We start from the raw sequence: 15255 nt of genomic DNA on the forward strand, positions 1-15255 counted from the left end.
AACATAAACAACTCGATTTGATTGCCAACCGATATTGATTAACTTTAACATTAGTTACCATCCTTTCAGCTATAATAAATAACTACAAGCCATTAAAATAAAATATGATATTATTAGATTTGTCAATCAAACGGTAGAAGGTGATGTTAGAGACCGCATGGCGACTAAAGCGTTTCTTACGGTCAGCCATCTCAGCTTTAAAGCGAGCCATAACCTTGGTTAGTTTTTCAGTATCATCTAACAAGAAGTTATCAGCCACGTGCGGCAAGTCTCTGAGCGGCAAGAGCCCGTTAGTCCCAAAGTCAAAGAGATAAACGTGCAAGTGCTCTGGAGTGAGTTGGCGACTAAGGTCCATAACCATGGTTTGAAGGAGGCTGGATTTCCCCATGCCTGGTGCTGAGTAGATGACCAAGTGGCCATCTGTCTCAAAGCGATGACTAACGGCTTCTTGGGTCTGACGGCTAGGAATATCCACAAAACCAATCATCGCTTCTAAAGGACGAAGCCCTTTAGCCCAGAAGTCCTTAAAGTGACCAGGACGTAAGCTCTCCACTGGAATCACCTTTTCTAACGGCGGTAACCAAGGTTGTGAGAGGGCTGTATGAAAGAAAATAGAGAGAACCAAAACGATTCTCTCTAGACGTTAGCTATAAGTCACCCACTACAGTTAACGAAAAACTATAAAACTGAGGCAACTGTTCCAATCTATATTACTCTAAATCATCATTCTGTTTCACACTATCTCTATACATCTTTGACTTTTTACCATACCATTCTTCTATAGAATAGCCTGACATCTGACGGTAATCTTCACTGTATTTTTTGAGGTAATAGCCTTGAAAGTGTTCGGCTAGCATTGAGATTGTAAAATATAGTGGTATAAAAATCCCTAACGGACTAAAGGAAACAATGATAAACCGTACAAAGTCATTTTCCTGCATCATGTTTGAGGGAAAAAACCAACGTAGAATAAAGATCAAAAATAGTAAAATAGGGCCGTATTTTTGCGATACTTGAGAAAATGTCTCAAGTAATTTAAAAGCTTTATTCTCTTTATGACTTGCGCCATATAATTTGCCCTTTATAAAGAAAATCAACCATTTAAACCTTGACACCAATACAAAAACAAATATTACAGTATATCCAAAAGTTCCTATCCACCAGCCCAAGGTTGAAGTTGCTAATGATACTAAAATTATAAAAGCTTCAAGAAGGAAAATCAACGACATGATGCTTAAAAAACTGCCGTATATACTATATTGTCTATATCTCAAATTTATATTTTTAAAAATGTATATGAAGTAAATAAAAGCAACAAATACCGCATTAAATACAATCATCTTAGTTATAAAACTAGTTTTGAATGAAAGAAATGTATTAGAAGAAAGGCTATCTAATCTAGTTATAAAACTAAATAAGTACATCATAAATAGTAGGGTTAAAGTCCCAATAATTTTCTTCCACACTCCATGCTCTTTGACATTTTCCATAGACGTTTGGATATACTTATCCGTTACCAAATTCATGCTTTCTTCCAATGACGCATTAAAAATTGTTTGTTTCATCCCATTCTCCTATCCAAACCAACCTGAAGCTACTGCTAACGGTTTGGAACTAAACTTTTCAAAAGCTTTACCTGCACTTGATACCATACGATTTACTTCTGTTTTGACGCTTTTGCCAACTTTAGAAACATTATCCACAAAATCATAGCCTATTTCCTTAACATCATCAGCAATATCTGGATTATAATATTTGAAGCCTTGAATTAATAATCCAGCTGTAAAACCTATTCCCGCACCTATAGTAGCCCCCAACAGCGCTCCATCAACTGGTCCTACATTAGCTATCGTATCAACCGTACCACTCACTACCGACTTCCCTACATTGTGATAGGCTTCAGAATCTTTGTCAAAATAGGCTGAGGCACTTCTAACGCCACCTTCTAACACTACTGTACCAATCGCAAAAGCTTTACTTGAAATCGCTTTACCGATCTTTCCAGCTCCTAGCTTCTCAGCCCCTTTTTTACTTCCTTGAATAATCTTGGATTCACCTAACTCACGAACGATAGCTCCAACTTTCCCACTAGCAATCCTACTAGCCCATCCTGCAATCTCACCACTTTTGTTAAGGAGATTATAACCCTTGTCTGAGAGAGCAATCATACCATCCAAAATTTTATCTTGCATTTTAAGATCAAGCTTACTAACCCATGCCACAAATGCTTTACTATTTGAAATGCTATTGACCAAATTTTTAGGAATATTTTTGGTATTTTCTAAAAAGGACATCGTCCCTATAAAAAAATCTGAAACAGCATCACTCTTAGAAATAGCTAATATAAATTTTTCATTGTTATAGAGTTCATCTAATGCTTTAGCAGGATTAACATCCATGAGTGCTAACATCCGTTGAACTCAGTCCTTATCTCCAATCTCCGCACCGTATTTTTTGATTTGATCTGTAAATGTTCTATAGCGTGCGACACTCTCAATATCATCTCGTACAATCCCCATAGCAGACTTGACTGCTGGTGATGTAACACCCGTATCAATGCCTGCAAAGGTTGTACTATAACTGTTATCAATTGTGACAACACTATAAAGTGGATTATCTTCTCCTTCAGAAGCCATCTTACTAAGTTTATCTTCATGGTCTTCAATCGTCGTTAGCTCGGTTTTAGCAGTTGTATAAGCTTCAATAGCTTCAACAGAAGCCTGATCCCTACTATCAAGACTGCTAATATGTTTCGAAACTAAGTCCAAAAAGTTGTCATTTACAGCATCTTTTAAATTACTGACTTCTTTTTTGATATTAGAAGATGTTGTGTAATAATCCGACAATGGCATTTTAAATGATCCCGCCATTTGTTCTCCTTTCTATGATTCTTATCATCAACAACTTGAAATTGAGTTTGAGGCCTGCTTATCCGCATCTATCAAAAGTTCTTTGACTTTACCTGCATTTGTTATAGTTGTTTGCCAATTCTCTTTTTCAGTCTCTAATTTTTTAACGAGTGTATCCACCGCTGTTTCTAAGGCTTCAGCAGCATTGCCATCTAGATTATCACTAGACATCGTTTTTACTGCATTCAAGTTGGTTACCACCGTTTCAAAACTCGATTTTATTTTGTTCAGTTCACTTGCGAAGGCTTCATGTTGCCCAGCATCGTATTGTATCGTCTCTGCAGTCATAATTCACCTCTTATTCAAAGCTGACACTGCTTTCTGCCTCTGATATCTCGCTCGCAAAATTAGAAAGTTGTGTTCCTAGTGTCATACATTCAGCGACTAATAGCTGATTTGTCTGTAATGATTGTGTAACCTGTGTTGACAAAGCTGTATAGGCGTCTCCTTTTAAGGCATTTTGAAACTGGCCAAAAAGCGCACTAGCATTCACGACAGCTGCCTTATAATTCGCTATACTATCATTCAGGGTAGCCACCTCATCTGTCACACTGCTACTTTTTTCATCAAACGTAGCTAACAATATGTATGAGTGCGTCTGATACTCTAAATCAAATAGTGCTTGAATATTATTAATGATAGTATCAATGTCTGATAAGAAACTGCTCTTTCGACCAGCAATACCCTTACAATCTGACTTTACAGTTTCAATATAGCTATCAAATTTTCCTCTAGCATCACCTGCCAGCCACTAACTTCTGAACTAACACCCGAAACAGTATCCGTCGTTTCTCCTGATGATACTGACTCTTTAAAAGCTTTCAATGCTTTAATTCGTTCTTTATAATCTATAAACTACTCCTAATCAATCATTCTTTTAGAAACTGTTAATTCCTTCTCCCAATCTTGATAAATTTCCATGAACCGTTCTTCATCATCTTCCAATCCTTTAAAAACAACTTTATCAATATTTTCATCATTTTTGTTCAAAAATTATTTTTGTCATTAGTCAATATACTTAATTTCTTTCTCTTCTCTGCTATTCCAACAATAATCATGTCTTTACTTAATAATTTTTTCTAAATAGTTAATGAAATTAGTAAAATTAAAGTGAATCCTGCTGTAACTTCTATGGACTGGATATCCTTATTACTAAATGGTTTGGTCGATCGTATGACTCGCATCGTTTTTGTTATTAGCTAACTCTCTTTCTAAATTCTTTAAAATCCGCTCCAGATAGTTTTCGACCTGTTCGATTTCTTTATCGCTAAAGCCTTGGTAAAAGACAGAAATGACCTCTCTGCTAACAACTTCTCCAACAGCTTGCTGCTGGGAACCCTGAGGGGTGACCTGATAATCTTTCCGCCTTTTATCATCAAGAGAAGTCCTACTACCAATTAACCCTTGGTCTTCTAAACGCTTGAGCATAAGGGAAAGACTGCTGGTTGCAAGTCCTGTAATATTACTAAGCTCTTTGGCAGACAGAATCTCATTTGTCCAAAGTGCTGATAAGATTTTGGCCTGTTCTGCAGTGTAGAGTATATCTTGATTCTTACTCAACCTACGATTAAAGATCCTATCATTTAGCAAGTGAATTTTTAAAATCAGATAACTTCCTTGCATGACTAGAATGACGACCTCCTTTATTTTTATATAAAACGACATTAAAACAGATTCAATACTTTGTCAAATACGTACTGATGATAAGAAAAAAATAAAAGTTGTTAAAAACTGTTGGATAGTATATAGACATAATAAAAATCTAGCAATGACGCTTATCTTTTCTTACAAAGTACATTCCGTTTGCTAATATCATTAGAGAAATAGGCACTACTTTTAATTTCATGAATATCCCTCCTTTACAATGAAATAACATGAATATGTTTGAACGTGCTAATCTAATTTTTCTACAGTTACGTGTATTAGAACCTTTCTAAATATATTAACGTCTATATTAATATTAGTAATCACTAATATCCCTTGATCCCTTTCCGTTTGATAACAAAAAGAAATAGACCAGGTGTCTTCAAGCAGATTATAATAGGAATTAATCAAGTAACACGAGGGTAGATAAATTACTTTGATAGCGGATTTATTAAAAGCGTCATAATAAAAATACAAGATGTTACGTAAATATGGACTTAGCGAATAAAGTACAAAGAAAATAGCATACTCTCAAAAGAAGTATTTGAGACTTTCAAAAACGCAAGAATTTCATAAAGTCGTTACAACAAAACAACTCTACAAGTAGGAACTAACGATATTAGTCCTCACTTGTAGAGTGGGCTTACGTAAGATATTGAATCGCCAAGGATGAGTTCGTATGCTTGGTGGTATGCGAGGACGAATAGTCAATTAATGGCTATTCTCCTACTCGATCCTATATATCTGTATAACTTTTAATTTCAAAGTCGAAGAGTACATCATCATAGTCAAGGACATATTGTGAACGAATTGTATTTCCTGATTTATCTTTCTTCTCAGTTTCAATTGTTATAGTGTCTCCATTTTTACTGTATTTTATTACTTTAGGATCTGAAAATTCAACATCATCCCCAGATTCGACTCTACCTTCTATATAATCAGCTGCTTTAGAATCACTCTTAAAGTAACTAGATACATAAGAATATTCTTCTTCCTCATATGCTTGATTTAAAGCATATGTGTAATCTTCCATAAAGGTTTGAACATCTTTTTTTATTTCGGCATTTTTTTGATGTTTCTCAATTTCGTATTGATTAAACTGCAACTTAACAGGGACTGTTTTCTCACCTTTTTCTAATGCAGGCGCTTCTACTAAGTTTGTTTTAAATGTTTTACCATCAACGATTGCTTGTGCAAAGATATTTAATTTAGCATTTGGTTTATACGGCCCATATAGATGATCACCATATACATCATAAGTTGATATTTTCTTGTTATTTACGTATAAGTATGTTTTTGAACTATTACTAATAGCATCATCATTAATCCTAACATCTAAATATTTTTCTTCGAAATCTTCTCTAACAGTATCATCAGACATTTTAATTACTATATAACCATCAAATGTATCTTTATCTATCATTTTCTTCGCTTTTAGCTTATAATCGCCAATTGGTAATGTAGCAAAAATCTTTTCTTCATCTTGTGATAATTTAATTTTATGCTCTTTGTTATTGTATTTATATTTGATTGTACTATTACTATCAGATTCAATTTTCACACTTTGTTTACCAACAGTGAAGTCATAGTTATTGAAAACCCCATATTTCTTACCATTTTTTCTTATATTAATAATTTCAATATCATTTGCCCTTACTGAAGCAATACCAGTTTTATTTTCTTGCATACTTTTAACATTACTTTCAATTTCATTAGCAATTCGATCTGGACTATCTGTTTCTTCAATATATTTGTATAGTGCTTTAGATTCTGTTTTATTTAACTTTCTTCCATTAAATTCTAAGTTTTTTGCTAGATTGTTTGTGTTACCCTTTTTTAAATCCTGAGCAACTGCTTTCGCTTGGTTTGTTGGTGATAATGTTGATTCAATAATTTTGAACAGCGAGAAAAACAAAATTAATATCACAACTATTACGCCAATGATAATTAAAGGTTTTTTAATGTTTTGCTTATTATCTTCTAAAGATTGACCACAATTGGTACAGTTTTTTTGGCGATTTTTTATTTTTGCGCCACAATTTCTACAAAATTTCATATACCTAAGCTCCTAACTAAGAAAAAGATTTGCTGTACTTGTAATGCTACTTTCACCTATAATTCTCATAATAATTGCGATGATAATAAAATATATTAAAATTCCATATACCACAGGAACACGTAAGTTACTTGATGAACTATATTTAGTGAATAAATAAATTGGAGAAATAATAAATAGTAATAAACTGATAGTAATTAAGAAAACAGCAAAGCTTGTTATTTGTATTACTAGGAAAATAGCACCAATAAAAAATAATAGTGTGGCATACGTATTAAATGAAATGAAATCAGATAAGGTTTTATGTGTGGTTGTTTTAATATTTAAAATTTTATTGATACCAACCGTAATCGCGAAGAGAACTATTAATCCAATAATTGCTAAGAAGAAGCATTTTGCAACGATAGAACCTTTTGATATACCAAGATAACCTATCTCAGTAGGTATTAAGATAGACGAAAAAATGAGTAATATAATTAAGCCAATGCCTAAAAGGATAGCTATAAATTTATATGAGAAGGTTCTCGTACTTTCAATTTCTGAATCTAATTTTGTGAATATAGATTGAAAAAATGTCTTACCTTCAACCAAAATACCACTTGAGTATTGAGTAACATTTTGCTTAAACATCTCTACTTTTCCATTGTTATTACTTGGTGATTCAGAGGATTGAAAATTGGCTTGTAGTTGCTTGCCACATTTTCCACAAAAACGATCATTTTTACTTATTAATGAGCCACAGTTTGAGCAATGCATTGTGAATACTCCTTATTTTTAAGTTCATTTAAAGTTTATCATAGTATATTATAAATTTTTATAGAATTTATAACATATAATTGATTTAGTAGCTTTAAGACCTCTTTTTTGTGTTTACATATCTATATATCCAAAAATATATTTTATACAGATAAAAATAATAATTGCGAACAAATTAACCATAATAATCAACATAAAGAAGAAAACAACAAGTTTTTGTAATAAAATGAAAACGTAAAAAATTTAAATAGTAAGAATTTCATTTCTTAGTATTAGCCTGAAAATACCCTTTATGTAAGAAACCTTCTCAAAAATCTTTGTTTATCTTAATTCTTTCATACGTCCCACAAAAACTCCACCCATGTCTTTGTGTCTTTTTCTACTAAAACACTTAGATATAAAGACATGGGTGGAGTTTTCGATTTAATCCAGTATTCCTTAATATAAATTACTAATAAAAACTCACCATTCACAATATACAAAACCCCCACAACCTTTTAAATAAGGAGGGAGGATTTGTATGGTGAAATCAATTACTTATTTTCTTTTACAACTCTTTTAGGAAAGATGATGAAATGATGAACATAAAAGTTTAAAAATCTAATAGTTACATACAATCTTCCCTATCTGAAGTTATATTATACATTATAACAAAAAATCTAATATTAAAACTTTATAAATATGTTAGTTCTAAAAAAGTGTTTTATATAACTAAAAAACACTCCAAAGACTATTAATGTTGCTAATAAAATTTCGAAAAATAAAAGATATTTCCAAATTTCCGGAAATAGTAATACTGACATACTATTTTTTAAAGCAGTAGCTGAAATAACCAATGGAAATGTAAAAGCCGAAAAAGCAGGTGAAAAAGGCCTATTAATTAATTTAGGCAACTGAATAATAATATAAAAATAAAAAAACTGCGATAATATCAGTAAGATAATAAGAACTAATAAATTTGTTTTAGGAAAAGCTACTATATAAGCTGCTGAAACTAAAGAAAAAGGTGCACAAATAGTGGCTGTATTGGGTTTTACTAATGATTGTAAAGGATGTATTCTTACTCGTTTGAAAACAACAGGTAGAACCAAACAAGTTGCTAAAAAACCATAAATAACTGTTGTTTGGCCAATCCAATACTGACCACTAGTTTTTACTGTTAATCCTGCTATAGCAATTCCTATATAAAGTACAGTCCATGATGGAAAAACATTTTCTATAGAAAAATCTTTTAGATATTTAATTGAAAAAATTACCATATGAATGATAATTGCTGTAAAACATATAAACCAAATAGCTACTATTAAATTATTCATAAAAAAGATTTTATTAAAAAATGTATTCAAATAAGTTGTTGCTAAAAAACCAGACATAAAAAAAGTAGTAAATACAGATGATACTAGAGGATTTTTCAATTGTTCTTTTACACTATTAAAATCAATAACCATACTATATAAAAGATGTAAAAAAACAATAATAGCTAACCCCCCACAAATAGCACATAAAAAAAGAGAGAAATCTTTTAAAAGATTGCCCAGTCCTAATAAACCTAAGATAAGGCCCGATATTACTAATGGTACTTTTTTTAAAGGCATAATATGCAACTCCAATTGTGATTTTATTCACTAATTATAACACGAGAATGGATACTAAAATTAATTTAAGCAAATTATTTTACAGCTCTTGTATTTTTTATTTTAATGAGACCGTACAATTCAAAAAGGAGAATTTATCATGAAAAAATTCGATTATATTATTTTAGGTTTTGGTCAAGGTGGTAAAGTATTTGCAAAAGAAGAAGCACAAAATGGTAAAAAGATAGCTGTAGTAGAGAAGAATGCTTTGTATGGTGGAACGTGTATTAATGTAGGGTGTATTCCATCTAAAGTGATAGCCCTCGATAGTCAACATAAGTTGGATTTTAAAGATTCAATTAAACGAAAAAATGAAGTTGTAGCAGCTTTAAAGAACAAGAATTACAAAAATTTAGATATTGAAGAAAACATTACTATTTTTGATAATAAGGCAGAATTCAAAAGTAACAATGAAATAAATTTGTTAGATGATAAGGGGAAACTAGTAGATACTATTGTTGGGGATAAAATTATTATTAATACTGGTGCATCTCCTATTATTCCCAATGCAGACGGGCTTAAACAATCAAAATATGTGTATGACTCAACAGGTATTATGAACCTAGATAGCTTACCTAAGCATTTGGTGATTATAGGTGGTGGATATATTTCTTTAGAATTTGCATCAACTTTTGCAAATTTTGGAGCAAAAGTTACAGTTATAGAAAAAGCAGATTCTTTAATGCTACGAGAAGATAAAGAAATAGTCTCTCACATTCTAGAAGATTTGAAGAAAAAGAACATTAATTTTTTAACAGCAAGAGAAGTAGAAAGTGTTGAGGACGATGAAAATAGCGCATATGTAAGAACTAATAAAGAAACATTAGAAACTGATGCAATATTAGTAGCTATTGGTAGAAAGCCAAATACTGATTTAGCTTTAGAAAATACAGATGTAGAACTAGGTGAGCGCGGAGAGATAAAAACTAATGAATTCTTAGAAACCACCGCAGAAAATGTTTATGCTTTAGGTGATGTTAAGGGGGGGCTTCAATTTACATACGTTTCTAAAAATGACCGCTTCATTTTGAGAGATGCTATCTATGGTAAGAAGCAATTCAGTTTAAAGGATAGAAAAAGCGTTCCTTATACAGTTTTTATAGATCCTCCTTTATCAAGAGTAGGTTTGACTGCTAAAGAAGCAAAAGAAAAAGGATTTGATATATTAGAAAAGAGTCTATTGGTTAGTGCAATACCACGTCATAAAATAGATGATGACCATAGAGGATTGTTTAAGATTGTTGTAAACAAAGAAAACAATACATTGATTGGTGCTAGTTTATATGGACGAAAATCTGAAGAGATAATTAATACTTTAAAACTTATTATTGATTATAAAATCCCAATAGAAGATATAAAAACAAATATGTTTACACACCCTACTATGACAGAATCTTTAAATGATTTGTTTAACATTAGTTAGCTTTTTAATATCTTTTTATAAATCTTTTTATAAACCTTTTTAGGCGTGTGTTGAGCCTTAGAGCCTAAAGGGATTAAGATGTGTGAAAGGCAACTTTTTGTAACACTAAAGGCAACTTTTTGTAACACTAAAGGCAACTTTTTGTAACACTAAAGGCAACTTTTTGTAACAAGAATGGACACTTATTATAAAAAGGGTGCCTTTAGTGTTGAAACCTTGTTGTTATAGGTTTAGTATTATAATTACAAACAACACCAAAGACACCTTTTTTTCTTTAGGTGCCTTTAGTTTGTTCTTATAATTTGGAGGTCAATAAAAATGTCGGGTGAAACTGTTGTTTATCAAAACGATTTGAATTTAGTTCCCTTGCGTAAATTCACAAGCACGGAAATTGATATTTTTTTTACGCTTTGTAATAAGTTAAAGGAAAAAGATATCAAAGAATTAACCCTTCCTTTTGAAGAGTTACGTCACTTAAGTAATTATTATCATCGTTCTCAAAAGAGATTTGTTAAGGATTTAGAAAATGTTTATGATAAGATGCTAGGTTTAACTTATACTGAGAGAAGTGGTTTATCATTTAAAAAATTTGTGTTATTTACAGGATATGAGGTTGATGTAGAATTAAGAGAATTAACTGTTAGTATTAATCCTAAATTAAAACATATTTTAAATGAAATCACTGCAGATTTTACTAAGTTTGAATTAAAAGAAATGACGCATCTTAAATCCACTTATTCGAAAAATATGTTTAGACTACTAAAACAATATAAACATACAGGGTATTTCAAGATACAAATTAATGATTTTAGAGAACGATTAGATATTCCTGCTAGTTATCGTATGACACATATTAACCAAAAAGTCCTGACTCCTATTATTAATGAATTAGGATTTATCTTTCAAAATTTAAATATTAATAAAATTCAAACTAAAAAGAGCCGTAAAATTGAATGGTTAGAATTCACCTTTGAGCCCGAAAAACGCTTGCACAACGAAAGTCATACCCAGATAAAAAAAGTCAATAATGTTAAACATACGAAAGAAATTTTAAATGATGGATATTCTCAAAGTGAGCATGATCCTCAATTAGAAAAAGATAGAGCTGCATTTTTGAAACTGCTTAGAGAGGATTGGCGTAGTAAATAGTGGTTAGGTAACTTAGTTTGTTGAATACTTTTTTCGTCGCTATAAGTTATAATCTAGTTAAATGTCGTAAGAGCGCACTTATACGTCAAGTAAACAGACGTGTGCCAAATAGTAATTGGTTTTCATCGATTTTTTGTTTTTAAAATTCAAAGAAACGGCTTGAGGTATTCTGAGCAGTTATAAAAATTAATTTGTGTTGAATATTGCTACTACATTCTTGAAAAAGTGATGTAGATTTATAGCCCATAACTTTTTTGAATTCCATCGACGATATGGCGTCGAAAGAAACATAAATAGACCGTATAAAAGAAAAAAACAGTCTACTTTATCTGGACTGGCTTTCATTTTTATATCCAAAGGCGTACCTAACATACTTAAAACTGTATCATACTACCACCAAACCTTGCGTGTTATAATTGGGTATCCTTATTTTGCATTTTAAAGGGGTATTTAGAGCGATTTCTAAAATTATAGCTTTTTTATACCTATAAATCTTTTTGTCGCTTATAACGCAAATATAAGTCGTTTTAGATGCATTTATCTGTATAGATAAATGTTATATAAATATACATCTGACTTATTGATACGATAATATTCTGAAACTTTACACCTTTGAACTGGCTAAAAATAATTAGCATAAACTGATATTGTTTAGCTTGTTTCTAAAAGAAAGTGTGTCAAGTAGACGACCAAGTGCTTTCCTATTAATTTTGTGGAGAAATCCGAAAAAGTTTCATCATTATCTGGATACTTCATTTTTGATTTACTCATAACAAAAGATTCTTCCCAACTTTGAATTTGAAAAAGAGTTATATGTAAATTTTTATGTTAAAAATTTACATATAACTGGGCAGAAAGAATTAGTTACTGATTTTAATCAAACTTTAGTCTGTAAAATTTGAATGTATTTATTTGGGGCATATTTGCGTTTTAAAAGCTTGTGTAGGTTCTCAGGTATAAAAACTATATGATTTGTCTCTAATTCTTTAAAATATCCCCTTAAAATCCCACTAATAAAAAAGTTACTGGTTTTTTATTAGTGAAATTTTAAAGGTTTTATGTCGACACAGTTGAGAGAAATAAAAGAGTATATATTCGTAATCAATTACAAGAGGATATCGTTGTAGAACAACTCATAATGCTGGAATATATCAGCACGTTTACAGGAGAAGAAAACAGCCCACTTCTAAGGGCGCTGAAAAAGTAGTACAGTTGGCTTATCTTTTCAGTGCCCTTATAGGGGATGGATAGTAACAGAGGTTTTCAGCCGCAGAGTAAACTACCCGTTTTACGGGTGGTTATGCTTGTTAAACAATCCATTAATCTTCCCCTTTTCTTTCTTCTGTTTATATCTTTTTAACGAAATCCCTTGAAGGCCAATCCAATTAGGCATCTGCACTAGAAATAAATTGAAAATCTGAAATACAATTTCCATATAATCACTCCAATAATATAATATTTATTCCAAGATCAAAAATTCCCTCGGCATAAACTAAGCTCACAGAATATATGCTCAGACTCTCATAGCTCACTTATTCCCCCTTCGCAACGTTGAGCGTCACTTAAATGCTTAATGAGTTCTATCCTTGTATTTTCAAAGCTACAAAACGTGTTAACGTAATCGAACACACAAACAATGGTCGATTATACAAGTTTTATCGGGCTATCATATTAATCATGTATAAAATTCATTATAAAGTCATCAGACAATCCATATACACTCGGTAAAACCAAATTAATTACTAGACTAATCCTTGTACTTATTTTCCCAATTTATAACGGTCTAACGCCAGTCAATGTATGTTTTTAACTTATATTTGTAATAGTCAGTGTTCATAAAAACGTATGTTAAGTTGCTCATACGTCAAGCAAGGGCTCAGCAATTTGATATACATGATTTTTTATCTCTTTTCTAACTTGATTTTATGAATTAAACACAGTAATATATAGTTTGTTTGTTGCACAATAAACTTTGGTCGGTGAGCGTGTAACCCTTTTTATTAGCTTAGTTATATAGTAGTATTATAGGGCATGTACAGTCTAACAAGATTTGTACATGCTTTTTTATTTATCAATCAATGGTATAAACACACTAAAAAACAACTAACTATTTATTTCAATATCAATTTTTATAAAGTAGTAACCTCTAACTACCAAAAAATACGAGAGTGTATGAATTTCTGAAAATGAAGAGGTGTAGTGCGTTAAGTATTTATATAGCCTTCTGAAGGTTATGTACTTAATACATTCAAAATATAAAATAGATATTTGTATGATATAAGATTAAATTCGTGTATAAAAATGAAAATGGCGATACAATTCGATTAGATAAGCTCTCTTGACTAAAAGCTTAGTATTTTTAAACCGTATGTTCTGCAGATTGAATGGAGAGAAAATATAAAAAGTGAATTTTTATAAATCTAATAACTTATTCCAAGCTGAATTCCTAGGTATATTAGATTTCTCAGCCTTCCAAAAAAGGAGTTCAAACATGAACTGAAAGGTTTTTTGATTTATCTTCATCTGTAGTATTACTTTTACCTATTTGAAAAGTAGTACTACTAATAAATATAATATTTTGATTAACTATTTTAAAACTAGGGTATATAATTATGGGTATTTAATCATATCTATATCTACTATTTTATAATCTACTATTGTGCCATCTTAAATTTAATTAGAGTTGCCTCCAAAGAATAATGTAACTTTTGATTTGCGATCTCAGACGAACTATTTTAGAATAGTAAAGTTGTTAGAGTGATAACAAGTGTTGAAATTAGGAGTGATACTAAAATGAGTATGCCAAAAATTGAAAATTCCTTTGAACTTTTAATAACAATGATGCATATTGATGAATTGAAAAAAATGATAAAAAATGAATTTCATATAACTTTAGAAGAATTCTCTGTACTAACATACTTAAATGAAAAAAAAGCCTCTGAATATTATTTGAAGGACCTTATTAACAACTTAAGCTATAATCAGCCAAGAATTGTTAATGCGGTAAAAACTTTATCTAGTGATGGATATTTTGATAAATGCCGAAGCACTCATGATGAGAGAATGATTCTTATTTTGATTAATGACTTTCAACGTGAAAAAATCACCAATTTATTGAATGAAATAAATGTCAAAATTAAAAGTTTGAAAAAATAATTTATTATGGAGGAATATAATTCTCAGCTCTTTTTTACGAAGAAGGCCTGATTAAATGACAAAAAACATTTAATCAGGCCTTTGTTATATATAAAACTTCTTTTATAATTGTTAATAGACACAAAAATAAAAAAAGGGCAATTTTAATATATAAAAAATATAATATATTAATTCACACTACCAATAGAAACTGATGGTATTATAGGCGGAGTTAAGATAATGTGATCTTTTAAATTTATATCTAATTTAAATCGAGTAGGAGAATAGCCATTAGTTGACTATTCGTCCTCTCACACCACCAAGCGTCAGACTGTCTAACAAATAAAATGTAAGAGGAAATCAGAAAGGTTTCTTCTTACATTTTGGTTAAAATATGGAGGAGTATCTAATACTTCTATAAAATCAACTTGCAAGTAGCCTTACTATTTCTGAAACTTTTTTGATTTTTGTTAGTCTTTTAAAATTATAAGCAACACAAATTAGGGCTGCTTCTGCACCTACAGATTCCAGCCCCTTTCCTAAAAAGAA

General features: G+C 31.0%; 14 protein-coding genes and 1 pseudogene. 4 read left to right on the plus strand and 11 right to left on the minus strand.

The features are described 5' to 3' along the window. Nucleotides 1-82 precede the first annotated feature (82 nt). The 11 genes from SH09_RS13025 to SH09_RS13070 form a co-directional block, all read right to left on the minus strand. Nucleotides 83-625 carry an FtsK/SpoIIIE domain-containing protein gene (locus SH09_RS13025; RefSeq protein ID WP_200888861.1) on the minus strand — a complete coding sequence of 181 codons (543 nt, stop codon included), beginning with the start codon at nt 623-625 and terminating at the stop codon, nt 83-85. Nucleotides 626-710: 85 nt separating this feature from the next. Beyond that, nucleotides 711-1565 (minus strand): hypothetical protein, encoded by an 855-nt coding sequence (locus tag SH09_RS13030; RefSeq protein ID WP_042740063.1) that lies wholly within the window; start codon nt 1563-1565, stop codon nt 711-713. A 9-nt stretch (nt 1566-1574) separates the two neighbouring features. After that, nucleotides 1575-2399 carry a hypothetical protein gene (locus tag SH09_RS13035; RefSeq protein WP_141639737.1) on the minus strand — a complete coding sequence of 275 codons (825 nt, stop codon included), beginning with the start codon at nt 2397-2399 and terminating at the stop codon, nt 1575-1577. A 21-nt stretch (nt 2400-2420) separates the two neighbouring features. After that, complete coding sequence (locus SH09_RS13040) at nt 2421-2870, minus strand: hypothetical protein (protein ID WP_042740065.1); 450 nt, start codon at nt 2868-2870, stop codon at nt 2421-2423. Nucleotides 2871-2897: 27 nt separating this feature from the next. Then, nucleotides 2898-3197, minus strand: a complete 300-nt coding sequence (locus SH09_RS13045; protein ID WP_042740066.1) for a hypothetical protein — start codon at nt 3195-3197, stop codon at nt 2898-2900. A 10-nt stretch (nt 3198-3207) separates the two neighbouring features. Further along, entirely contained in the window at nt 3208-3459 is a 252-nt protein-coding gene (locus SH09_RS13050; protein ID WP_042740073.1) for a hypothetical protein, read from the minus strand. A 311-nt stretch (nt 3460-3770) separates the two neighbouring features. Further along, nucleotides 3771-3899, minus strand: a complete 129-nt coding sequence (locus SH09_RS17265; RefSeq protein ID WP_268767849.1) for a hypothetical protein — start codon at nt 3897-3899, stop codon at nt 3771-3773. 162 nt (nt 3900-4061) lie between these two features. Further along, nucleotides 4062-4532, minus strand: a complete 471-nt coding sequence (locus SH09_RS13055) for a MarR family winged helix-turn-helix transcriptional regulator (RefSeq protein WP_042740067.1) — start codon at nt 4530-4532, stop codon at nt 4062-4064. Nucleotides 4533-5289: 757 nt separating this feature from the next. Continuing rightward, entirely contained in the window at nt 5290-6609 is a 1320-nt protein-coding gene (locus SH09_RS13060; RefSeq protein ID WP_052495456.1) for a TcaA NTF2-like domain-containing protein, read from the minus strand. 12 nt (nt 6610-6621) lie between these two features. Then, on the minus strand, nt 6622-7365 hold the full coding sequence (locus tag SH09_RS13065; RefSeq protein WP_042740068.1) for a zinc ribbon domain-containing protein: 744 nt from the start codon (nt 7363-7365) through the stop codon (nt 6622-6624). Between the two features lie 665 nt (nt 7366-8030). Continuing rightward, nucleotides 8031-8960: a TDT family transporter gene (locus SH09_RS13070; protein ID WP_042740069.1), complete on the minus strand. Its 930-nt coding sequence runs from the start codon at nt 8958-8960 to the stop codon at nt 8031-8033. A 139-nt stretch (nt 8961-9099) separates the two neighbouring features. Here SH09_RS13070 and merA point away from each other — a divergent pair, with 139 nt between their 5' ends. From merA to SH09_RS13085, 4 genes and pseudogenes are all read left to right on the plus strand, one after another. Then, nucleotides 9100-10422 carry a hypothiocyanous acid reductase MerA gene (gene merA, locus SH09_RS13075; protein WP_042740070.1) on the plus strand — a complete coding sequence of 441 codons (1323 nt, stop codon included), beginning with the start codon at nt 9100-9102 and terminating at the stop codon, nt 10420-10422. 318 nt (nt 10423-10740) lie between these two features. Beyond that, nucleotides 10741-11571, plus strand: coding sequence for a replication initiation protein (locus SH09_RS13080; protein WP_042740071.1), 831 nt, complete (start codon nt 10741-10743; stop codon nt 11569-11571). 1054 nt (nt 11572-12625) lie between these two features. Next, a pseudogene (locus SH09_RS17065) lies at nt 12626-12778 on the plus strand (hypothetical protein); the annotation flags it as partial. Between the two features lie 1586 nt (nt 12779-14364). After that, nucleotides 14365-14727 (plus strand): transcriptional regulator, SarA/Rot family, encoded by a 363-nt coding sequence (locus tag SH09_RS13085; protein WP_042740072.1) that lies wholly within the window; start codon nt 14365-14367, stop codon nt 14725-14727. Nucleotides 14728-15255 lie beyond the last annotated feature (528 nt).

The organism is Staphylococcus gallinarum, assembly GCF_000875895.1.
Lineage (GTDB): Bacteria > Bacillota > Bacilli > Staphylococcales > Staphylococcaceae > Staphylococcus > Staphylococcus gallinarum.